The following is a 21,977-nucleotide window of genomic DNA, read 5'->3' as shown; positions in this document are numbered from 1 at the left end:
CAAGGCCCTGCATTTTAGAGAAATATTCATGAAATTAGCAGGTATATTCCCTGCTAACTACATGATTTCTCCCTTCTATTAGTATTCAAATCTACCTTACCACAAACTTTTATCCACATCTTTGAATTTAATGAAAGAAATTCGCTTTCTAGACATAGATATAGAGTAAGAGAATAAATGCTTATCCTACGTAAAGCTGAGATTCAAAACAATTGTTATGAGTGAAGACGATTTAAAGGAAAAGAGGTGGTAATGAATCAGTAAGAATCCGATAAATTCAACTAACCATCTGTTGGGAAAGATACCCTACTAATGGACGTTTCACTTAAAGTTGAGGAGGGATAATATGTCCCGTTCGTATTTAATCAAACCGTTTTTAGAAAAAAACTATCCGATGATTGATTATGGTAAAGGTGTCTATGTGTATGACAAAGATGGTAAAGAGTATTTGGATGCTTGCTCGGGGGCGGTGACGGCTAATATAGGTCATGGAATGGAAGAAATTATTTCCAAGATGAGCCTGCAAGGAAATCAAATCGCATTTGTATACCGTGCTCAGTTTACAAATGAACCTGCTGAGAATCTAGCAAAACTTTTGGCAGATAAAGCTCCTTCTACCCCGTTTAGTTTTTTTGTCAATAGTGGTTCAGAAGCTGTAGAGACTGCTATGAAAATTGCCCTACAATATTGGCAGGAGAAAGGAAAAAGAGGGAAGAAAATCATTCTGTCCCGTTGGCTTAGTTACCACGGAATCACGATGGGAGCACTTAGTTTATCGGGTCACTCGGTGCGAAGAGAACGATTTGAAGGGGTGCTTGAAGAAAGACCAGTATTGGAACCTCCATACTGCTATCGATGTCCATTTGATTTAAAACATCCAAGCTGCCAAGTGAAGTGCGCTCAACAGCTCGATCTCATGATTGAGCGGATCGGAGCAGACAATATTGCAGCATTTATGGCTGAACCTATAATTGGGGCTGCTGGTGGAGCAATTGTTCCGGTCGATGAATACTACAAAGAAATAAAACGAATTTGTGAGAAGCATAATCTTCTTTTTATTGTAGATGAAGTCATGACTGGGTGTGGGCGTGCGGGTCCATTCTTGGCGATTGAAGATTGGGACGTACAACCGGATATTGTAGCGATAGGAAAGGGACTATCTGCTGGTTATTCTCCGATTGCGGCAACGCTTGTATCAGAAACAATAATGAAAGAAATTCAAACAGGAAGCAAAGTGGTCATGAGCGGGCATACGTATAGTGCCAATCCTTTGTCTGCTAGTGCTGCGTTAGCGGTATTGGAGTTAATTGATAATGAAAATATTATGCAAGAAGTTCCTAAAAAAAGTAAAGAACTACACACCTACTTGTATCGCCTGCAAAAACAATTCTCGTTCATTGGAGATGTAAGAGGAAAGGGATTATTATTTGGATTAGAATTTATTGGTGGACAAGATCAACGACCATTGCCAAGTGACTGTACGGCTAATCTTATTGCCCTTGCTGAGAAGGAGGGAATATTATTGTACCCTGCCGGTGCAGGTTTAGACGGGAAAAGTGGTACCGCCATCCTCATCGCCCCCCCTTTGACGATCACTAGTGGTGAAATGAAGGAATTATATGAGCGACTTTATGCTGTGATGGATGCTTTTCAAACGGAAAGGATGCTAGCAACTCATAAAGGAGATTGAGATATGGAAACTTGGGGAAAAGAGTGTGACTTTCATGATATTCAAAACATTTTCACAGATGAAATGACGTTAATGTTTGGTGGCTTTGGTGGAGTGGGAAGCCCACCCAATCTGATTGATTTTATTTTAGAGCTGGGAATTAAAGACCTTACGATTATTGGAAATGATACGGGTTTTCCAACAATTGGGATTGGTAAGTTGGTCGCAAATCACCGAGTGAAAAAAGTCGTTGCATCTCATATCGGGTCGAACCCCATTGCTGGAGCGCTAAAAGAAAAAGGAGAAATGGAAATTGAATTTTCACCACAAGGCATCCTAGCTGAACGGATTCGTGCTGGTGGAGTTGGACTGGGAGGAATTGTCACACATATTGGAGTAGATGACCCGCTTTTGTCTTCTGGAAAAGAGAAAGTCGTCGTCAACGGTCAATCTTTATTAGTGGAAACAGCTTTAACTGCGGATGTTTCTATTGTCTATAGCAAGAAAGCAGATCTTTTTGGCAATCTTGTCTATGATAAAAGCGCTCGAAATACCAACCCTTTAGTCGCAATGGCAGGGAATATTACGATCGCAGAAGTAGAGGAAATCGTGCCAATTGGTGACTTGGCTCCGGAGGAAATAGTGACTTCAGGAGTTTTTGTGAACTCTATCTTACACTCAAAAGGGGTGACATGGGAGTGGATGTGGGAGCAGACTGGAAAACAAAGCTTGCCAAACGAGCAGCTGAAGAAATAAAAGATAAAATGATTGTGAATTTAGGAATCGGTATTCCTTCGCTGATTCCAAATTTTTTGCCGAAAGAACGTCTGGTATATTTTCATGGCGAAAATGGGGTGATGGGTTTGGGTCCATCCCCTTCTCAGAGTGAGGAGGACGAAAATCTATGCAATGCAGGAGGTTTTCCGGTTACCTTACAAAACGGAGGGTCTTATTGTAGTAGTGCTGAGGCGTTTGCGGTGATTCGCAAAGGGCATATTGACATAAGTGTTTTAGGCGCGCTCGAGGTGAGTGGGGATGGCGATTTAGCGAATTGGATTATCCCGGGGAAAAAAGTGCCGGGAATGGGCGGAGCGACTGAGCTTGCTTCTTGTGCGAAGAAAGTGATAATTCTTATGTCACACCTTAACAAAAATGGAGAAAGTAAGTTGGTAGCCTCGTGCTCATTGCCGTTAACCGCTAAAAATTGTGTAGATTTGGTGATAACAGAACTAGGTGTTTTTCAAAAGAACACAGAAGGGTTTACGGTAACCGAACTGTTTCATCCGTACACAATTGAAGATGTGATGAACTTCACGAGAGCTCCTGTATCTATTTCTAACAAACTACGAATTAGAAAAGATTTTTAAAAGGAGGAGAACGAATGACCATTCAAGAAAGTATTAAGCAATGGATGCGTCAAAATGAAACAAATGGAATTCGGTTACTCCAGAAATTGGTGGGTGAAGCATCAACAAGAGGGAATGAATACAAAGCTCAAGCTGTGATCATGGAAAAGTGTCGCGAGTTAGGATTAACGATGGATATTTTTGATGTTGACGAAACGAATGTCCATGAGCACGAGCTTTTTTCATGTGATCGAAAGGATTTCAAAAATCAACCAAATGTCATCGCCACTTGGAATGGAACTGGTGGTGGAAGATCCATCATTCTTAATAGTCACATTGATGTGGTGCCTGCAGGTGATGGAGCGAATTGGACGCATCCACCGTTTCAACCTAAAGTAATCGACGGAAGATGTTATGGAAGAGGAACGACAGATATGAAGGGAGGGACTGTGAGTTTATTGCTTGCGATGGAAGCGTTAAAAAGCTTGAATATCTCGCTCAAGGGCGATGTTGTTTTTCAAAGTGTCATCGAAGAAGAGAGTGGGGGCACTGGTACGCTGTCTGCTGTTGTAAGGGGATACAAAGCTGACGGGGCTCTCATCCCTGAACCGACGAATATGAAGTTGTTTCCCAAACAACAAGGGTCGATGTGGTTTCGAATCGCGATCAAGGGCAAAAGTGCTCACGGTGGAACACGATATGAAGGTGTCAATGCCATAATGAAAGCAACCCAAGTGATGCAGGCTCTTCAGCAGCTAGAAGCGAAACGGAATAAAAGAATCGTCGATCCGCTCTACGAAGAAGTACCGATTCCTGTACCCATCAATATTGGCAAAATACAGGGAGGCGAATGGCCTTCTTCAGTACCAGATCTTGTCACGTTAGAGGGTAGAATTGGGGTAGCCCCAAATGAAACGAATGAAACGGTCCAAGAAGAATTTGAAACGGAGATAGCCGAATTCTCGAGAAGGGATGAGTGGCTAAAAGACCATCTTCCAACCGTTGAATGGTTTGGTGGCTGTTGGCAAGCTGGTGATTTACCTGAAGGTCATCTCTTGATGGCAATGCTAGAAGATTGCTATCAGGACGTGCTCGATGAAACACCTATCGCACAAGCTTCTCCGTGGGGAACTGATGGTGGGGTTCTATGGAAAGCGGGAAAAATTCCAGTCGTTATTTTTGGACCAGGTACAACCGAGGTAGCTCATGACAGTGACGAGTATATAGAATTACAACAAATGTTTCGATGCGCAGAAGTATACGCATCAATGCTCCTCAATTGGTGTGAAGTGAGCGATTTAACAGATTAATTGAGTAAGATTCTTTCATATAGGGTAGGAGAAGGGTATGGAAAGAATCAAGGAGGAAACATTTATGACACAAAATTTATGGATCAATGGAGAATTTATTGCAACAGAAAACTATCAATCTCTGCTTTCACCCTTTACGGAGGGGGAGATTGAGCAAGTAGCCATCGGAAAAGAACAGCATGTACAAGCAGCGATAAAAGCAGCTGAAGCGGCATTTGCAACTTATAAAAAAATGCCAGCTCATCAACGAGCTGACATACTTGATCAAGTGGCTAGACTATTAAGTGATGATAAAGAAGACTGTGCAAGGCTAATTTCTCAAGAATCAGCCAAGCCTTATACAGATGCGCTAGCTGAAGTAGAAAGAACGATTATGACCTACACATTTGCTGCTGGAGAAGCACGAAGAATGTACGGCCAATCAATTCCCATGGATGCAGCTCCTGGTGGGGAAAATCGAGTCGCATATACGAAAAAAGAACCACTAGGTGTCATTGGTGCGATAACTCCATTTAATTTTCCGATGAACTTAGTTGCTCATAAAGTAGGGCCTGCCCTTGCAGCGGGTAATTCGGTCGTGTTAAAGCCTGCAAGTCAAACCCCTTTATCCGCCTATAAAATTGCAGGCTATTTTCATCAAGCGGGTCTACCTAGTGGCGTATTGAATGTCGTTACCGGAAAAGGCAGTGAAATCGGCAAAGCTCTAACGGAAAACGAAACAGTAAAAATGATTACTTTTACCGGAAGTCCTAGTGTGGGAAAAATGATTCGTCAAAACGCTGGTCTGAAAAAAGTGACTCTGGAGCTTGGATCGAATTCAGCTGTCATAGTTGATAAAGACACGAATCTAGCAGAACATATGCCTCGAATTGTAAAAGGGGCATTTGCTTATCAAGGACAGGTATGTATTTCAGTTCAACGGATATTCGTAGAAGAAACCATTTATGAAGAATTTGTTGAATCTTTTAGAAAACATACACAATCTTTAATATTAGGAAACCCACTCGAGAAAGACACCGATGTTTCTAGTATGATATCAAAGGATGAGTTGGAACGGGCACAAGAGTGGATAGAGGAGGCACTTCGGGCAGGAGGTAAGCTTCTTTGTGGCGGAGAACTAGAACAAGGGATGCTACAGCCAACGGCGATGCTTCATGTCCCAGAAGATGTGAAAATTTTCTGTGAAGAAGCTTTCGCTCCCGTAGTTATGATTAATCCATTTAATGATTTTGAAGATGCCATTCGAGAAGTCAATCATTCACAGTATGGATTACAGGCTGGTGTCTTTACGCAAAATGTCCAAAAAGCGTTTTATGCAGCAGAGGAACTAGAAGTCGGGGGGGTGATGATCAATGATATTCCTACCTTCCGTGTTGATCATATGCCGTATGGGGGAGTAAAAGAAAGTGGGATGGGAAGAGAAGGCATCCAATATGCGATGGAAGAAATGACCGAAATAAAATTAATTTCCTTTAAGTTGTAGCTTTATGGGAGGTGTAGTTGATGAAGTCCAGAATGGAGACCATTCAAAAGCTAGACTTCTATGTAAGACTGTATTGTGATACCTATAATAATCGAATACGTGTTGATGAGTACCGTGGAGATCTTCACCTTCTTCATCCAACCCTTCTTCAGAAGGCGAAGGAACACTTGGCTACTAAACTCATTGTCAAAGCAAGGGGAGAGCATGTGAAAGCGTTCCTCTCCTATGGTTATGTAATTGAAGGAGTAATTGACGGTTATTTCCGCGGAAGTGATGCCTGGATGATGGCATACTTTCTTCATAGTAAGAGACGAGAAAGTTCAGTGTATGTAGAAGAAGTTGACCTGTTGCAAAAAGTTTTGCAGTTAGAGAACGCTGAATTGGTTAGTTCTAATTCATTAAAGAAAGCGGGGGAGGGAGAAGCAGAAGCCCTAGGGCAGTTATATCGAGATACCTTTCAATTGTATCCTGTCCCACTTCATGATCCGAATTATATTAAGCAAGCGATGAGCGAAGGAACGATTTTTTATTATTTCGAAAAAGATGGTGAAATCATTTCCGCAGCTTCAGCGGAAGTGAATGCCAATGATTACAATGCGGAGCTTACCGACTGTGCAACTGTCCCCTCGTTCAGGAAAGGTGGGCTGATGAAGCAGCTTCTTCAGCAACTTGAAATGGATTTGCAAAAAGAAGGGATTTTTTGCTTTTACAGTTTAGCACGAGCTTTGTCGTTTGGAATGAATGCGGCCTTTCAACAATTGAATTACTCCTATCGTGGTCGATTAATCAATAATTGTTATATTTTCGATAAGCTAGAAGATATGAATATTTGGGTGAAATCAACGAGGATATAGGGAAATTCAAAATACATCATCGTTCAATTCCAACTCTAGATTTTTTTCCTTATGATTCGGAAGGGATGGAGTATTAATGAAAATGGAGCTATATAAACCGAAACGGCATTGGAAAGATATTGAGCTATGGAAAGACGTCCCAGATGAGAAGTGGAACGATTGGCTTTGGCAGCTAACGAATACAATTCGAACACTTGATGATTTAAAAAAGGTTATTTCGTTAACTGATGAAGAAATTGAAGGTGTGAAAATTTCAACGAAAACGATACCGTTAAACATTACTCCTTACTACGCCTGGTTAATGAATGAAGATGATGCACGATGTCCAATACGGATGCAATCTGTCCCAATTGGAGAAGAGATTAATAAAACCAAATACGATCTTGAAGATCCTTTACAGGAAGATGATGATTCTCCGGTTCCAGGGTTAACGCATCGATATCCGGACAGAGTGTTGTTCCTAGTCACTAATCAATGCTCCATGTATTGTCGATATTGTACAAGAAGGCGTTTTTCAGGTCAAATCGGAATGGGTGTACCGAAAAAACAACTTGATCGAGCAATCGAATATATCCGTCAAACACCTGAGGTACGTGATGTTCTCCTCTCAGGAGGCGATGGTCTACTAATTAATGATCAGATTTTAGAATATATCTTAAAAAATTTACGAGATATTCCTCATGTGGAAATCATTCGGATTGGAACAAGAGCACCAGTCGTATTTCCACAACGAATTACTGAAAATTTATGTGCCATACTTAAAAAATATCACCCTGTATGGCTAAATACTCATTTTAATACTTCAATAGAAATTACCGAAGAATCAAAAAAAGCGTGTGAGATGCTGGTTGACGCAGGTGTACCGGTCGGCAATCAGGCAGTTATTCTTTCAGGCATCAATGATAGTGTAAGCATCATGAAAAAGCTCATGCATGATTTAGTGAAAATCCGAGTGAGACCCTATTATATTTACCAGTGCGATCTATCTGAAGGGATTGGCCATTTCCGTGCACCAGTATCGAAAGGACTCGAAATTATAGAAGGATTACGAGGGCATACATCAGGTTATGCCGTCCCTACGTTCGTAGTTGATGCGCCTGGTGGCGGTGGGAAGATTGCTTTACAGCCAAATTATTTGTTAGCACAAAGCTCTAAAAAAGTCGTTTTACGAAACTTTGAAGGAGTGATTACCACCTATCCAGAACCTGAAAATTATACGCCTGGTCTGGCAGATGATTACTTCTATTCCATCTACCCTAATAGCGATCGAAGTAACTCTCCTATTGGGATATCTGGGTTATTACAAGAAGCTTCAGACACAATTACACCACAAGACCTTAAGAGACACGCACGTCGAGAACAATATGAAAGTGACCCAGACCATACAAGCTTAAAAGATTTTCGTGATAAACGAGATCAGTTAAAAGAAAAGAAACATAAAGCCGTTTTAGATAAAATCCAATCGAGTGAAAAACAGGAGACATCAGAAAATGAATAATCACATCTGTGAGTGGTGTGGTGAGGCATCTATAAGGAGTGACCGAAGAACAGTGTATTGGGAGCTTCCTGACGGGACTAGGGCCATTGAGATAACAGACACACCTACCAAGTGTTGTCAGTCATGTAAAGTGGATTATCAATCTGAAGCATTGATTCAAGAGTTAGAAGATCAACTTTATTTGGTTGACCGCTCGAAAATTAGTGAGTCTCTATCTTTTGACGAATTAATGAGCTTGCCGAGATTGTTGAAGAAAAATTATTTTCGCTTAGATTCGTAAAAGTTTTTAGCTTTACGATATCCTCCTTTTAGGTTATAGTGATGTTAAAAATTGAGGATGTCGAATCGATGAGAAAATCTTTTTATCATTTTTTAATGAGATACCGAGATGAAGCTGGAAATGATCACTATTCCGAGTTTGCCAATTCTGCCTTTAATGACCATAGTTTTCCTAAACAAGCTTTAGATTTTTATGAAATAAGTGCGTACTTGGAATTAAACGGTTCTTACTTACCAAGTATGACAGTTTTCGATCAAGTTTGGGAAGAGTATGAAGTTTGGGAAAATAAAAGATAACGTCTTGATTCTGTGATTAAGGCGTTATTTTTTTTGCGTAAAAGAGTAGAAAAAGGAAGGGAAATACAATTTTTCATTAAAAAAGAATAAAAAAAAATAGACATTTAACACCTTTTATTCGATTTTTTGAACGTGAATGTCCTCTTGGTGCATATAGTAGTAAAAAGGGAGATCAAGGAGATGGGAGGAAATGAATAATAGAAAGAAGCCGAAGTTTCAAATTGGAGATACTATCGTTGTAGGAATCTATGGCACAGTCGGTAAGGTTACAGATATTAAGCGGTTAGAAGAAGAAATTCTATATGAGGTCAACGAGAGTGAAGGGTTATTTCGGGAAGAGGTTCTCTTTTCACTGACTGAATATGAAGGGATATTGGTTGACAAAGAACAGATTGATATTCAATATCTTTTTTTCTTTGGTGATCTTGTTAAGGTAGACGGATTTGAAAATGATTTATTTAAAGTTGTTGGTATTCGAACAGAGATATGGCGCTACAAAGAGGACGCGTGGGAAGAGATTGTTTACGAGTTAAATAGGGTCAAGGATGGTGAGTGGCTAGAAGCAGATGAGGAAGATCTTTCTCTAATTGCAGACGGAAGTTATGCAGATATCTTTTTACAAAAATACAATTTTCTTTTCCCGAAAAATCGACCTCTTGCATTAAACTCACCAGACTATACGAATAATCAGTTAGTGGATTATTTATTGGACCGCTACAATGATTACAAAATCCTCTATCAGTTGTTTGAAGATCAAGATTACGTTCGAAAAATGACCGATATTCTTCAACAGTTAAAAAAATCCTCTCTTTCTAAGGATGAAACCACTTAGCTAATGATTATCCAAAACAAAGAAACAGCTAGTACTAAAAAACTAATAAAAACAGCTGAAATTACCTTTTCAAACAGGGTATCAATTTTCCCCTTTTCCATTTCTAAATCAAAAATGAGTTTTTCTTTCCATTGCTGAAACATAAATTGACCACTCCTTCTTGTTTACTCTAATAATCCAACCTATGCTTGTCCTCAGAAAAACATGATAAAGAAAAAAGGAGAGTTGCATAACTTTCTTTTCAGCTTCATAGATTGATAACAAAAGGGGGCGATTGGATGCGTGAGATTGAAGTGATTATTGATACTGAAGAAATTGCAGCCTTTTTCATGAAAGAATTAGTTTCTCGAGGATATGTACCTTCAGAGGACGAACTAGACGAATTAGCGGATATTACTTTCGAATACTTAATTGACAAGTGCATCATCGACGAGGAAATCGAACATCCCTAACGTGGGGAATGAACAATCGACCATAAGAACTGGAAAAACGTTGTAAAAAATAGGATGAGCATAGATAGGCAAACCTCTTTTTATCAAGGAGGTTTGCCTATTTATTGAGTAAGAAAAATACATTTTAATGGTTTTGGTGCCTGGCTCTATGCACAATCGGCTCAAGCCCATAAGGTGATATACAGGCAACATATGCTTTTCTTAGCGGAGAAAGGTTGTTTGAAGAGCCTTTTGCCATTTGGCGATTTTTCGTTGTGAGTTCGACTTGTTTTTAGGTGTTTTTTGTTGCAATGCAAACCAATACGTCATTTTTGTTATCAAATTAGCAGAATACCATTCTTTCTTTTGTAGAGGGAGGGTCGTTACGTTTTGCCAAGCCTCTTTAAGGGGGGGAGAATGGACAGAGTGAGCTTCTACTTGGTTTTTATAGATATGTGGCCAATAATCTTTTCTCGAAGCTGTATGGGGCGTTTTTGAGGCAAATTGAAGAGCGCTATTGTGTATTTTCGGGTGGAATAATAAGCTGTACAATGATTTGCCTGTAAGAATTCGGTGGTCTACGTTGGCGAATTGATGTACATCGAGTCCGGTTAGGTCATAGGGTGCATGCTTTTTACGTTGATAAGGAAAGAGTATCGTCGTTAGATTAAGTTTATCATGAAGAGTTAGGATGGTCTTTTGGAGCCAGTTCCTATTTTCTTCTGCGGTTAATACACGGGTTTGTAGCATCTGTTGCTCATTGATAATCATTGCCACTGTAAGGACTTTTTTCTGTTTTTCCTTCCAAAACATTGACCACATTTTTTTCATGAAAGGGGAAACGTGAAAGGCATTAAGTAAATGAAAAAGTGGTCTATCAAGTTGCAAGCTCTTTTCATATAGTAACAGTTGCACATAGGCATCTGAAAAGATCTCATAATTGGCTTTTTCTAAAAAAAGAAACAAGCCTTTCGTTTCTTTTTCAGAGAGAAGCATATGAGTAGTAACGCTTTTTAGATCTGTCATATGGTATCCTGCATTTCTGGACACCATATGGGCTAAAAAGGACCATTGAATTTCTGGATGTTGTTCGTAAAACTTCAGATAAGCCGCCGTTCGAGTGAGGTTATTCCGATTGTGAAGTTGAACACTCGCTTTAATTTCCTTTATGAAATTTTTTTCTGTGGTTAAATGAATGGTCGGATGAAATTGTTGGTCCTCGTTTATATCATGAAGAATGACATTTAATGACTCCTCAGTTAACAAGGAATGATATTTTTGTTTTCTGAAAAAGAAACTCAAAAAAAATCCTCCTATTTGAAACTTTTTGTTGGTTAAACCGTAACATACATAGTGCGCTGGTAAATAGGTGAATTTTCTACTTTCTAAAGAAAAAAATTCCTTTAAGGTATTATGTTTCAATGAAGGATTAACAGGGATAGAAGTAGAATTAAGTGGTAAAAGCTGATTTCCCATGAATGTTGGTTTTAACAGGGTATCCATAATGTTAATAGAATGTGGTCGCTGCAACATGTCATCTGTTTTTGACTGAAATCAATGCAAAAATAGAGGGGTTCATCAAAAATCTAAAAAGCAATAAAGATTAACAAAAGAGGAACAGTAGCGAATAGATCACCAAATTAAAATGAGACAGGTACAAAAGGAGGAGAAGGGATATGTCATTATTTAATAAAGTATTTGCTAGCTTTGGAATTGGTTCCGCAAAAGTGGATACTTCACTAGAAAAAGGGGTGTATCGTGCAGGTGAAAAGGTGAGTGGGGTTGTTTCCATCATCGGAGGGAATGTTCAACAAGAGATCGACAGCATTTATCTCTCTGTTCAAACATCCTATATACGTGAATCAGATGATCGTAAATTTACCGACACGGCTTCAATTTTCAAAACACAATTAAATGAACCGTTTACAGTGGGAGAACAGGAAACAATAGAAATACCATTCTCGTTCGAGCTACCGTATGATACACCATTAACATATGGAAATACAGGCGTCTGGGTTTCCACTGGGCTAACGATTAAAAAAGCTGTAGATCCTTCTGATAAAGACTATATTGAAGTTCAACCAAACACCTTAACACAATCTCTTTTACAAGCAATTCAAGACCTAGGTTTTCGGATTCGAGAAGTAGAATGTGTGGTGGCACCTTCTTCAATTCGAGGCAAATATCCGTTTTTACAAGAGTTTGAGTTTGTCCCAACGAGTGGTCCTTTCCGTGGGAAGCTTGATGAGCTAGAATTAACGATTTTAACTCAAGATGAACAAAGTGCTGAATTGTTACTTCAAGTAGATCGTAAAGCTAATGGAATTGGCGGGTTATTTGCTGAAGCGTTCGAAATGGATGAGAACTTTGTTCGTATGACGGTATTTGCACAGGATAGGCATGGGATAAAAGAGAAGCTATTTCAAGAAATTCAAAGATATTCGTGAAAATTCGACAAAATAAGTGTATATTCAATGAAGGAATTCTCGCTGGTCGTATCTAATTTAGTATAATGATTGATTATTCTGAATTGGAGGAGTGTAGATGCCTTTACTAGAAAAACTTGCTATTTCACAATTGGCAAATAAGCAGTTTGATGTTACGATTTTTCAAACACCAGGATTTGGTCAACGAAAAGGATATCTTCAAGTGTATCGCCTTCGTTTAAAAGGCTCCAATCATGAACAGTTACTTTATGAAGTTTTCCGTATGTTTAATGTAGGGGATTTAATGCCTAAAGACTATAATGCACGCTATATTCAGACAGGTGATATTGTTTTTATTGATGAGGGTAAATCGGGACACCATTACTATCGATTAGAAACCGGAGGGTGGAAAACGGTGAATCGTGTTCATATATGTTAAAGAAAACGGCTATTTTATAAGCCGTTTTCTTTATTTTAGAAGTTGTTCTTCAAATTGATGGTATCTATTTCTATTTTGCTTTATTTGTAAACTTTGTGATTCTTGGCTCAAAAAAAAAGGCAGTAGGGTTTTTTCGATTGATTTCCTATTTTTTTTTAGTTATTAAGAATTTTTGGCTCTTCGCTATTTAGTGTTGACAAGACAATTTTCTAGGGTTCAATTGATGCTACCATTTTAGCTTAATGTCAGGATTCTACATATTGATTAAAACAAGCGAAAAACCAAACCGGACAAGGGAATGAGTTCAATTGCTCGCTCAGCATTCACCACCTGTTACAAGAATAATTGATTGAGTTCCGAAACCTACATAGTTGTTTGAACTAAATACTAAATAGCGAAGAAGCGAATTTTTCATCAGGAAAAGAGAAAGAAGGCATGCAAATCTGCTTTTCACCCATTTTCCAAAGGCAGCAACCCATGCAACAATAGCCTTTTATTTACAGCCATTATATTGAAGAAATAGGTAGGATTCAGCCTCCTGTATTGATTTTCATAGAAACAATTGATTACAGAGATTTCTTGTGTAAATTATGAGACTATAGATGATCTCCAGGTCCATTTTTTCGATTAACCGCTGAGTATTCTTTTGCGTGAGCAACTAATTCAGCATCTGTTGCTTCTTTAGGAATATGATTGTTTTTCTTTTGTCCATTTATACGGTTACGATGTTTTTTTCCCAACTTTTATCACCTCGTTAAAGTTTTTCTCGGTCACTTTTTGATGATTTAGGTTTTGTTCTACTTCGGGATGAAGGTGTGGGTTCATTCGCATGCTGTACAGCTTGTTGAATTTTTTTCTTCTGATTATCCAAATGTCAAACCTCCCTTTCAAATGATTCACAAATAGTATTCCCGTGCTCGGGCATAATACACATAATTTACATTGCACATTTAAATGAAAACGGCTACAATGTATAGGTGAAGTAAGAAGTCAGACTTCTTTAGAATGAAGGCCTGATTACATAAAAATTGGAGGTTATGATTATGAGTATTCATATTGGAGCAAAAGAAGGGCAAATTGCAGAAACGGTATTATTGCCAGGAGATCCTTTACGTGCAAAATATATTGCAGAAACTTTTTTAGAAAATACAGAATGCTATAATGAAGTAAGAAATATGTTTGGCTATACCGGAACATATAAAGGTGAACGTGTATCCGTTCAGGGAACAGGGATGGGTGTACCATCTATCTCAATTTATATTAATGAATTAATGCAAAGCTATAATGTACAGAATCTAATTCGTGTTGGTACATGTGGAGCAATTCAAAAAGATGTGAAAGTACGTGACGTTATTTTAGCGATGACTTCATCTACAGATTCGCAAATGAACCGATTAACCTTTAATGGTATTGACTTTGCGCCAACAGCTGATTTCAATTTACTGAAAAATGCTTATGACGCCGGGCTAGAAAAGGGATTAAATCTAAAGGTCGGAAACGTCTTTACAGCTGACATGTTCTATAACGACAATGCGGACCACGAAAAATGGGCACAATACGGTATATTAGCGATTGAGATGGAAACATCTGCTCTTTATACACTAGCTGCTAAGTATGGACGTAATGCTTTATCGGTCTTAACTGTGAGTGATCACATTATTACGGGTGAAGAAACTACTTCGGAAGAACGACAAACAACGTTCAATGAGATGATCGAAGTAGCTTTAGATGCTGCGATTAAATAATAATTTTTGGAGGACGAATGAATAATCTCATTCGTCTTTTTTTTATGCTCTTTTCGAATACTATGTTGCTATTGGGACAAAAAAAACAGGTAGTAAGTTTTTTTGACTGTTTTCTTATTTTCTATCTAGAAATGGAGAAGTTTTCATTAGGAAAGGCTGTTTTCGCAAAGATTGTGGCTTTTCGTATTAGTTTATTATCTATGATTTTGTCAAATGGTGCTTTGAGGCATCTTCTAGAATTTTACGGAAGAATTTCTTTGAGTAGGAAATCTAATGACAATAATGGTACAAGACTGATTTATTGAGGAATACGTTAAAAAATTTAGAGGTTCCTAAATATTACTTTTATTGTGCAAAGAGCTTATTGATAATTGTTCTTTCGTATAAATTCTTATTATTAAGTCTAATTTCAGGTGAAATCTTTCATTTTTCTGTTTATTTCCACCAAATTACACGAAAATATGCCAAGAAAAAAAGCAATATCATCGTTTATAGACTGATTCGAAAAGCAACAAATTCTCCTGAAACAACCTTGAAAAAAATATGCAAAAGACAATTCACCTAGCAATGGATGGTGTCCTTTTTGAAAAGTGAGATAGTTTAACTAACTAAAATTCCTCATTTATACGGTCTGAATTGTCCAACCTCTTTCATAAGATGACTATGTAGAGTGTATTTTGTTTCTTAGTTATGAAACATGGCAAATGAATGATTCTTGAGCAGCTGGAAAATAAATTCGGAATTTTTTGTTACCGGAGGGACTATGAGGAATTTAATTGGGAGATTAATTCTTGCGAGTGTTCTAATTGGAATTGGAATCAATGGTTTCTTTGTTCCTCATCACTTTCTAGATGGAGGGATGATAGGGGTAGGATTGGTTTTTCATTATTGGTTGGATGTGCAACCTGGCTTGATTATGATTTTGTTTAGCATTCCTCTATATTTTATTGCCTTTTTGAAAGACAAGCCCTTGTTTTTTAATAGTATTCATGGTTTATGGCTTACATCCTTTTTTATTGATCTGTTGAAACCAACACAATTCATTATTCATACTTCCCCTTTGATTAGTGTCATAGGGGGAGGAATAACTGTTGGAATTGGCATTGGTTTGCTTCTTCAAGCCAACTCATCTTCAGGCGGTATTGATCTTGTGGCTGCTTTAATTAGTAAAGCAACTGGAGTGAATACTGGTCTATTGATTTTTATGTTTGATTTAGTTATTCTTTCTTTTGGCGTGGTAGTTGTAGGTTCTCATACCTTTATACCTTCCATCGTAGCGATTACGATTATTGCTCTTTTTACAAGTCTTTTTACGTGGAACTTTGATAAACCATGACTATCCGACAAAAAACTTGGGAAAATAAAAGGGTTAGAGATTGTTGAGGCACCGTAAAAATGCTATCCTTAGTAAAACAGTGCAGTTTCTTACACAGGATGAAAGTGGTGAAGGGTTTGGATCAAGAAAATAATGAAGTAACTTCCGAAGAACAAAATTCTTCTAGTTACTTTAAAATTGGGAAGTTTCGTTTTCTTATGCTATTGTTTGTTCTTGTTTTTGCTACCGCAGCAATAACAACATTTGCCTTAGCATTTGGCGATGAAAAAGCAGTGGATGTGGGTGTACCAGAGCCCTTAACTGGAGAAAAGCGAGCTGAATTTGAAAAACTATTTGAAGCGTATGATAAATTAAATGAACAATATTATACGGACATTGAAACAGAAACACTGATTAACGGTGCTATCAATGGTATGGTAGAATCGCTTGATGATCCCTATTCAGATTATATGTCTGTTGAAGAAGCGGAACAATTTAATCAAGTAATAAGTTCTTCCTTCGAAGGGATCGGAGCTGAAATCCAATCTAAAAATGGGTTTATCACCGTGGTATCACCAATTAAAGGGGCGCCAGCTGAAAAAGCAGGATTAAAGCCCAATGATCAGATTTTAGCGGTCGATGGGGAAAGTGTTCAAGGCTTTAGCACGACAGATGCAGTAATGCTTATTCGAGGGGAAAAAGGAACAGAGGTTGTGTTAACGATCCAACGACCTGGAAATAGTGAAGCGCTCGATGTCAGTATAACTCGTGATGAAATTCCGATTGAAAGTGTGACAGCCGAGATGAAAGAAAATGGGGTTGCACTGATTCAAATCAAGTCATTTTCTGACAAGACTTATAGTGAATTAACTTCTGCTTTGGAGACCATGAAGGACAAAGGAATGAAAGGAATGGTGATTGATCTTCGCCAAAATCCAGGAGGACTTCTGGATCAAGCGATTCAGATATCGAATCTTTTCGTACCAAAAGGGGAAAAAATCGTTCAAATTGAGGACCGTGAAGGGAATCGTCAACCAGTTCTTGCAGAAGGCGGCGAAAAGATTGATATTCCAGTCAGTGTGTTAATTAACGAAGGAAGTGCAAGTGCTTCTGAGATTTTAGCAGCTGCCATCAACGAGACAATTGATATTCCGTTGATTGGGGAAAAGTCGTTTGGAAAAGGAACGGTTCAATCTGCTCAACCTTTCGAGGATGGATCTAATATTAAAATGACTACAAGTAAATGGTTAACACCTGATGGCAATTGGATTCATACAAAAGGGATTGAACCTACGCATGTCGTGAAACTACCAGAATACTCTTCTTTGCCCTATATAGAGCCAACAAATGAGTGGAAAGAGAATGATGTATCAGATCAGATTAAAGCAGCAGAAGAGATGCTTAAGTTGTTAGGTTATGCCCCAGGCGAAATCGATGGGATGCTTGATAAAGAGGCGATAGAGGCGCTTAAAGAGTATCAGTCGTCAGAAAAATTAGAAGTAACAGGCATTCTTACGGGTGACACAACTGTTTCGTTGATGCAAAAAATCCAAGAAAAACTAATAGTAGAAGATCCTCAATTACAAAAGGCAATAGACGTACTAGGCCTATAAAACAAAATTAGGAGAAAAGCCTCTTGTGATCAGATACAAAAGAGTGAGTCCAACTATTATGGTCTCGCTCTTTTTTTTGTGCAGACAAGCAGGTTGAATGTTTCAGTGGTATGGTGTCTAGTTCCATGCGCATTCCGGATTACCTGGTATAGAAACCGGAAGATATCCCAACAATGGTAGTATATCTAAAAGAGGTGACTGCAATGAAGAAAATTCGGTTCATTTTGCAACTACTTATTGCGATTGGACTTCTACATGTTTTTACCACAGGGGCATGGAATGAAAAAAGCAAGCTTCAGGATACATTCACCAGTTTTCAAGAAACGAAAGGGGATGTATTCTCTAAGTCCAATCAACAATCAGATAGCTTACAAGAACAACCATTGCGTTTTTTATTGGTTGGATATGAGCAAACAGAGAAAAGTCAACAACCTCGGAAGATGATCCTTGCGCAACTAAATGGTGAATCTTCGGTTAAATTAGTAGAAATTCTACCTGATACAGTCGTAGGTATTTCTGGTTCAGAGGAAAAAGACCTTTTTCATTCCTTTAGCATTGGAGGAATAGATGTGGTGAAGGATATTATTGAGGAACAGTTTCAGGTGGGAATTGATCATTGGGCGAGTGTGAATATTGGTGAAATTCAATCAATCGTGACGAACACTTCAAACGAGTTCACTAATAAACTTCAGAGATTAGTCGCAATTGCTGAGGTTAAAGAAAAAAAGTCAGATGAGGGAATCACTGGAGAATTGCTATTCAATATTCAAGAATTAGTGCGTTCCAAAGAAGGATTAAGTCTGGCAACTGCTGCACTTAAGGCGATTGAAACAGATATGAGGTCAAAAGATATATTAAGAATTGGAAGGTCTTTGCTCAATTTAAATTCGATGTCCATCGAACATAGAGTGCTTTCATCGGGCGTAAATGAACACGTTTCGACGAGTGTATTCGTCATGCAGGACGATCTATATACTTATATGAAGTAGATATGTGAGGGGAGTGAAGAAGAAGCACCTTGGGTAAATAGAATTATTAGGTTATTTAATCAAATCTTCAAAGGAATCGGCTATTTTAGTATGGATTTTGTATAAAAAGAACCAAATAGATGCCCTGAACCCATAGGTTTTCTCGGATAATGTACTGTTGCGTAGAGCGACATTCATAGCAAAAACAGCCATTTACTAATAAAAGGGGAGTCAAATACAAAGAGGAACACTTCAGCTAAAAAAGATACATCTGGGGCTCTAAGTCATCAATCATAAAAATACAATGAATACTCTGCACTTTCAAACTGAAATCAAGCAATTCCCCCTTTTTAATGATTTACAGAATCCCTTTTATAAATCATGTCCCAAAAATTAGTTTTTAGGAATAGCGTCTCAGTGATTTTGTACCTAATCCTCACTTTCTTTTTTAATATCCAACACATCTAGATAGGCCTCAATTCGGGCCTTTTTCTTTTCAATTAAGTCTTGTATATAGTGTTGATAAGTTTCTTTTTGATGCGAAACCTCTTCATGGTAGAGTGACTTTAGTTGTTCTAAGTGCTCTTGCAGGGTTAAATCATTACTATCCGAGCCGCCGGATTGAACCTTTCTTAAAATCATCTCGACTAATTTGTCGTTCGTTGCTTCTAATGACTTGGTTCCTTGTCGGATATATATAGCACCATAACGCAGCTCCCCGCGGGTGACGACAGACGTATAGGGTACGTATTTGGGGTCATACTCAATGATTAATACCTGAAATAATTTATTATGAAAATGAGTTGTCTCGTTTGTAGTAAAATAGTAATCTTCTGTACGGTATTTAAGGTATTTCGGTAGTAAGCTATCAAGTTTATTGTCCACATCTGCTTTATCTAAAAATTCCTCATCGCTAAGACCGCAAAACTCAGAAGTGCCATCATCGAGCTGTTTGACTCCGATCAGCATACAGCCTCCGCCAGAGTTAGCAATGGCCAAAATGTGTTTGGCTAGCTTTGTGAATTCGACCCACTTTGTTTTAAAATCAAGAAAATCGGTTTCGCCCGTATTGTTTAGCAGCAAATCAGTGAAGCCTTCTTTTGACGGGTTATTCAAAAAAAATCGTAAGTTGACCGGTACAATATGATCGTAGTACATCCTAGTCCCGCCTTTCGCTGTCCTAATGTTAGCATATGCTTGAAATAATCATTGCAAAACTAAATTTTTTTCATCAACAAGTATATCAGTCTGACTAACGAAATGGGTCTGTTAGCCTTACCTAAATAGGGATAAATAAATTCCAAACAAGGTGTTAGTTAAGAAGGTATGGACATCTGCATTAATCCATTCAATAAAGCTATTTCACCTTCATAATACGGCTAATTAATTGTTTACATTATTTTGGGTCATCTAGCTTATTAACCATGTATACTGCAGAGTGTTTTTCTGGTGATGTCAATAGCTTGGACTTGCCTAAATTGAAACCAAAGGGAGAGTAGAGTATACTCTATATTGGATTACATATGGCTGGATTCAGTTTGGAGAAGCGCATTAGTAGTCCACTAAGATTTAATTGAATAGGGTTTGATAAGCGAATCCTTCTAATCTTTTAGCCGGTTATTCTCAAGTTATTGAAGGGGATTTCATCTGGAAAAAAGTATATGAATTCTAGATATAATGATACTATTGAATGTTAGAAATGGTACATTTTGAATAATTTGCTTAATTATTATCAAATGTGAAAAGGAAACGCCCTAGTGGTGAAGAAACTTCGATATGATGCAAAAGAAGATTTGAAATCTATTTACATCATGTTGTAGAGCTTAGTTCATAGCAGAAGCATTGTGAAAATATCTTTAGAAAAGGTTGTTTTCGCAATGTTTGTGCTTTTCGTACCAGCGAATGAACTATGATACAGCTCTGTTTCGCGGCATCCTTTCGTCTATTTTGATGAATTTCAACAGCAAAATGGAGGATTCATAAAAAACTCGGAAGAAATAGCAATAATGTATACGATTAAACCCTTAGTGAAAAAAGTGAATTCAACAAAGTCTGGATTTTCCGGGAATACCATTCGAATCATTTTTTATTTCATGGTAGATCTCTGATTAAAATGTAAATATTTACACGAAAAGAAAGGACATATCAAATGAAGCGAGAAATATATATTTTATCAGGATTTTTAGGTAGTGGAAAAACAACATTGTTGAAACAAATGGTTTCAATGTTAAAAAAACAAGGGAAAAAACCGGCCGTATTAATGAATGAATTAGGAAAGGTATCGATTGACTCGGATGAGGTGGAAGAGGGGATTCCTTTAGCAGAATTACTAGATGGCTGTATCTGTTGTACTATCCAAGAAAAGCTTGAGTCCCAATTGCAGGAACTGTTGTTTAATAAGGGGTGGGATGTGCTGATAATTGAAACAACGGGAGCTGCCCATCCAGTTGAAGTTCTTGATAGTGTGATGTCGCCTTTGTTCGCAGACCACTGGAATTTTAAAGGAATCATTACCATTGTGGATGTGCTTCAATGGGACAATCGAGAATTTTTATCTCCCCAGGTTCTTCAACTATTAAGAGAGCAAATTCGCCATTCACACTTGCTGTTATTAAACAAGACGGATTTATTATCAGAAAATGCTGTCGGGAAAGTCGTGTTTGAAATTCAGTCGATTAATTCAAGTGCTCGCACACTTATAACGACTCATAGCAAGCTTTCATTAAAAGATATTGAGGCTTTGCAAACAAGTGAAGAAGATATTCTAAATTCAATATCGACTCGAGATAAAAAACAATTATCTCTTCAATCCTTTGTCTATACTTTTACGAATTCAGTGGATCAAGAACAATTTGAGAACTGGTTAAGAAAAAGTCCAGATACTATTTATCGAATGAAAGGATATATTCCATTCACTGGATTTCAGTATCCCTATTCCTTTCAATATTCATATGGAATGCCGATGTTTTTGCCGGAAGATATGAATATGCCGAAAAATTTGGTCATCATCGGCGAACAATTGAAGGTTGATGAATTGAAAAATCAGTTAAAAAAGTTAGAACAAACGGAAAACACTCCCCTTCAGTGATGAGAGAGGGGGAGTTAGTACAAATCTGGTTATTTCCCACGGGATCCGATTAAGTTAATGGATCAGAGCCTTCAAACTGAAAATGGTTGATCTTGAAAGTAAAACTGTATTTACTGATAGTTACTTTCTCCAAACTTTTCAAAAGTTTTCTCATCTTCAATGAGCCCACAGGCAGCACATTGAACGCGTACGTCAGGTCCATTATATGGAATATGAAAAGGACCTGCGTTATCTGAGGTATAAGTTTCTTGAACTTCACCAGACTGTGGATTGAGTTTGACACCGTGAGAGACTTGTTCGATCAAATTAAATCGAGTTTTATTAGTTTTACAACCAGGACAACGATAGGGAGTAGACATCTTGTTTCTCCTTTCTTGATTTTTA

Annotated in this window: 23 protein-coding genes; 18 read left to right on the top strand and 5 right to left on the bottom strand. The window is 38.0% G+C overall.

The features are described 5' to 3' along the window. The first annotated feature begins 346 nt into the window (after positions 1-346). The 10 genes from U8D43_RS13470 (at position 347) to yodN (ending at position 9,568) form a co-directional block, all read left to right on the top strand. The gene (locus U8D43_RS13470) at positions 347-1,690 is read left to right on the top strand and encodes an aspartate aminotransferase family protein (RefSeq protein ID WP_335871699.1); all 1,344 of its coding nucleotides are present in this window, start codon (positions 347-349) and stop codon (positions 1,688-1,690) included. A 3-nt stretch (positions 1,691-1,693) separates the two neighbouring features. Then, on the top strand, positions 1,694-2,425 hold the full coding sequence (locus tag U8D43_RS13465; RefSeq protein WP_335871698.1) for a CoA transferase subunit A: 732 nt from the start codon (positions 1,694-1,696) through the stop codon (positions 2,423-2,425). Next, a complete protein-coding gene (locus U8D43_RS13460) occupies positions 2,368-3,036 on the top strand; it encodes a 3-oxoacid CoA-transferase subunit B (protein ID WP_335871723.1) in 669 nt (222 codons plus the stop codon). The genes U8D43_RS13465 and U8D43_RS13460 overlap by 58 nt, the downstream gene beginning before the upstream one ends. A 14-nt stretch (positions 3,037-3,050) precedes the next feature. Continuing rightward, positions 3,051-4,325, top strand: a complete 1,275-nt coding sequence (locus tag U8D43_RS13455) for a peptidase (RefSeq protein WP_335871697.1) — start codon at positions 3,051-3,053, stop codon at positions 4,323-4,325. A gap of 64 nt (positions 4,326-4,389) precedes the next feature. Continuing rightward, entirely contained in the window at positions 4,390-5,808 is a 1,419-nt protein-coding gene (locus U8D43_RS13450; RefSeq protein WP_335871696.1) for an aldehyde dehydrogenase family protein, read from the top strand. Positions 5,809-5,828: 20 nt separating this feature from the next. Next, positions 5,829-6,662: a putative beta-lysine N-acetyltransferase gene (gene ablB, locus U8D43_RS13445; protein WP_335871722.1), complete on the top strand. Its 834-nt coding sequence runs from the start codon at positions 5,829-5,831 to the stop codon at positions 6,660-6,662. A 76-nt stretch (positions 6,663-6,738) separates the two neighbouring features. Next, the gene (gene kamA, locus U8D43_RS13440; RefSeq protein WP_335871695.1) at positions 6,739-8,160 is read left to right on the top strand and encodes a lysine 2,3-aminomutase; all 1,422 of its coding nucleotides are present in this window, start codon (positions 6,739-6,741) and stop codon (positions 8,158-8,160) included. Further along, a complete protein-coding gene (locus tag U8D43_RS13435; protein ID WP_335871694.1) occupies positions 8,153-8,440 on the top strand; it encodes a YokU family protein in 288 nt (95 codons plus the stop codon). The genes kamA and U8D43_RS13435 overlap by 8 nt, the downstream gene beginning before the upstream one ends. A 68-nt stretch (positions 8,441-8,508) precedes the next feature. After that, entirely contained in the window at positions 8,509-8,736 is a 228-nt protein-coding gene (locus U8D43_RS13430; protein ID WP_335871693.1) for a YozE family protein, read from the top strand. 190 nt (positions 8,737-8,926) lie between these two features. After that, a complete protein-coding gene (gene yodN, locus U8D43_RS13425; RefSeq protein ID WP_335871692.1) occupies positions 8,927-9,568 on the top strand; it encodes a germination protein YodN in 642 nt (213 codons plus the stop codon). Here the strand turns inward: yodN and U8D43_RS13420 are convergent. Then, entirely contained in the window at positions 9,565-9,711 is a 147-nt protein-coding gene (locus U8D43_RS13420; protein ID WP_335871691.1) for a hypothetical protein, read from the bottom strand. The genes yodN and U8D43_RS13420 overlap by 4 nt on opposite strands. 135 nt (positions 9,712-9,846) lie before the next feature. Here U8D43_RS13420 and U8D43_RS13415 point away from each other — a divergent pair, with 135 nt between their 5' ends. Beyond that, positions 9,847-10,020, top strand: coding sequence for a YozD family protein (locus U8D43_RS13415; protein ID WP_335871690.1), 174 nt, complete (start codon positions 9,847-9,849; stop codon positions 10,018-10,020). 201 nt (positions 10,021-10,221) lie between these two features. On the opposite strand, the gene U8D43_RS13410 is transcribed toward U8D43_RS13415, so the two are convergent. Next, on the bottom strand, positions 10,222-11,301 hold the full coding sequence (locus U8D43_RS13410; RefSeq protein WP_335871689.1) for a DUF2515 family protein: 1,080 nt from the start codon (positions 11,299-11,301) through the stop codon (positions 10,222-10,224). Positions 11,302-11,675: 374 nt separating this feature from the next. Here U8D43_RS13410 and U8D43_RS13405 point away from each other — a divergent pair, with 374 nt between their 5' ends. Continuing rightward, positions 11,676-12,446: a sporulation protein gene (locus tag U8D43_RS13405; protein ID WP_335871688.1), complete on the top strand. Its 771-nt coding sequence runs from the start codon at positions 11,676-11,678 to the stop codon at positions 12,444-12,446. Positions 12,447-12,543: 97 nt separating this feature from the next. Beyond that, positions 12,544-12,864 (top strand): hypothetical protein, encoded by a 321-nt coding sequence (locus U8D43_RS13400; protein ID WP_335871687.1) that lies wholly within the window; start codon positions 12,544-12,546, stop codon positions 12,862-12,864. A gap of 596 nt (positions 12,865-13,460) precedes the next feature. Here U8D43_RS13400 and yoyE read toward each other — a convergent pair. Further along, complete coding sequence (gene yoyE, locus U8D43_RS13395; RefSeq protein ID WP_335871686.1) at positions 13,461-13,604, bottom strand: protein YoyE; 144 nt, start codon at positions 13,602-13,604, stop codon at positions 13,461-13,463. Positions 13,605-13,907: 303 nt separating this feature from the next. Here yoyE and deoD point away from each other — a divergent pair, with 303 nt between their 5' ends. The 4 genes from deoD (at position 13,908) to U8D43_RS13375 (ending at position 18,526) form a co-directional block, all read left to right on the top strand. Next, positions 13,908-14,609, top strand: coding sequence for a purine-nucleoside phosphorylase (gene deoD, locus U8D43_RS13390; protein ID WP_335871685.1), 702 nt, complete (start codon positions 13,908-13,910; stop codon positions 14,607-14,609). 763 nt (positions 14,610-15,372) lie between these two features. Beyond that, positions 15,373-15,945, top strand: coding sequence for a YitT family protein (locus U8D43_RS13385; protein ID WP_335871684.1), 573 nt, complete (start codon positions 15,373-15,375; stop codon positions 15,943-15,945). Between the two features lie 107 nt (positions 15,946-16,052). Further along, the gene (locus U8D43_RS13380) at positions 16,053-17,537 is read left to right on the top strand and encodes a lmo1851 family serine protease (protein WP_503627497.1); all 1,485 of its coding nucleotides are present in this window, start codon (positions 16,053-16,055) and stop codon (positions 17,535-17,537) included. Positions 17,538-17,740: 203 nt separating this feature from the next. Beyond that, complete coding sequence (locus tag U8D43_RS13375; protein ID WP_335871682.1) at positions 17,741-18,526, top strand: LCP family glycopolymer transferase; 786 nt, start codon at positions 17,741-17,743, stop codon at positions 18,524-18,526. A gap of 408 nt (positions 18,527-18,934) precedes the next feature. On the opposite strand, the gene U8D43_RS13370 is transcribed toward U8D43_RS13375, so the two are convergent. Further along, positions 18,935-19,663: an AlbA family DNA-binding domain-containing protein gene (locus U8D43_RS13370; protein WP_335871681.1), complete on the bottom strand. Its 729-nt coding sequence runs from the start codon at positions 19,661-19,663 to the stop codon at positions 18,935-18,937. A 991-nt stretch (positions 19,664-20,654) separates the two neighbouring features. Here U8D43_RS13370 and U8D43_RS13365 point away from each other — a divergent pair. Further along, the gene (locus U8D43_RS13365; protein WP_335871680.1) at positions 20,655-21,593 is read left to right on the top strand and encodes a CobW family GTP-binding protein; all 939 of its coding nucleotides are present in this window, start codon (positions 20,655-20,657) and stop codon (positions 21,591-21,593) included. 110 nt (positions 21,594-21,703) lie between these two features. Here the strand turns inward: U8D43_RS13365 and U8D43_RS13360 are convergent, their stop codons facing one another. Further along, positions 21,704-21,952: a DNA alkylation repair protein gene (locus U8D43_RS13360; RefSeq protein WP_335871679.1), complete on the bottom strand. Its 249-nt coding sequence runs from the start codon at positions 21,950-21,952 to the stop codon at positions 21,704-21,706. Positions 21,953-21,977 lie beyond the last annotated feature (25 nt).

Origin of the sequence: Bacillus sp. 2205SS5-2, from assembly GCF_037024155.1 — a bacterium.
GTDB lineage: Bacteria > Bacillota > Bacilli > Bacillales > Bacillaceae_K > Bacillus_CI.
This window is presented reverse-complemented; position numbering and strand designations above follow the sequence as displayed.

Coding starts and splice junctions, on each gene's coding strand:
- U8D43_RS13365 (WP_335871680.1), top strand. CDS start 20,655: ATGAAGCGAGAAATATATATTTTATCAGGATTTTTAGGTAGTGGAAAA.
- U8D43_RS13400 (WP_335871687.1), top strand. CDS start 12,544: ATGCCTTTACTAGAAAAACTTGCTATTTCACAATTGGCAAATAAGCAG.
- U8D43_RS13470 (WP_335871699.1), top strand. CDS start 347: ATGTCCCGTTCGTATTTAATCAAACCGTTTTTAGAAAAAAACTATCCG.
- U8D43_RS13450 (WP_335871696.1), top strand. CDS start 4,390: ATGACACAAAATTTATGGATCAATGGAGAATTTATTGCAACAGAAAAC.
- kamA (WP_335871695.1), top strand. CDS start 6,739: ATGAAAATGGAGCTATATAAACCGAAACGGCATTGGAAAGATATTGAG.
- U8D43_RS13435 (WP_335871694.1), top strand. CDS start 8,153: ATGAATAATCACATCTGTGAGTGGTGTGGTGAGGCATCTATAAGGAGT.
- U8D43_RS13405 (WP_335871688.1), top strand. CDS start 11,676: ATGTCATTATTTAATAAAGTATTTGCTAGCTTTGGAATTGGTTCCGCA.
- U8D43_RS13430 (WP_335871693.1), top strand. CDS start 8,509: ATGAGAAAATCTTTTTATCATTTTTTAATGAGATACCGAGATGAAGCT.
- yodN (WP_335871692.1), top strand. CDS start 8,927: ATGAATAATAGAAAGAAGCCGAAGTTTCAAATTGGAGATACTATCGTT.
- ablB (WP_335871722.1), top strand. CDS start 5,829: ATGAAGTCCAGAATGGAGACCATTCAAAAGCTAGACTTCTATGTAAGA.
- U8D43_RS13415 (WP_335871690.1), top strand. CDS start 9,847: ATGCGTGAGATTGAAGTGATTATTGATACTGAAGAAATTGCAGCCTTT.
- U8D43_RS13465 (WP_335871698.1), top strand. CDS start 1,694: ATGGAAACTTGGGGAAAAGAGTGTGACTTTCATGATATTCAAAACATT.
- deoD (WP_335871685.1), top strand. CDS start 13,908: ATGAGTATTCATATTGGAGCAAAAGAAGGGCAAATTGCAGAAACGGTA.
- U8D43_RS13360 (WP_335871679.1), bottom strand. CDS start 21,952: ATGTCTACTCCCTATCGTTGTCCTGGTTGTAAAACTAATAAAACTCGA.
- U8D43_RS13420 (WP_335871691.1), bottom strand. CDS start 9,711: ATGTTTCAGCAATGGAAAGAAAAACTCATTTTTGATTTAGAAATGGAA.
- U8D43_RS13375 (WP_335871682.1), top strand. CDS start 17,741: ATGAAGAAAATTCGGTTCATTTTGCAACTACTTATTGCGATTGGACTT.
- U8D43_RS13455 (WP_335871697.1), top strand. CDS start 3,051: ATGACCATTCAAGAAAGTATTAAGCAATGGATGCGTCAAAATGAAACA.
- U8D43_RS13370 (WP_335871681.1), bottom strand. CDS start 19,663: ATGTACTACGATCATATTGTACCGGTCAACTTACGATTTTTTTTGAAT.
- U8D43_RS13385 (WP_335871684.1), top strand. CDS start 15,373: ATGAGGAATTTAATTGGGAGATTAATTCTTGCGAGTGTTCTAATTGGA.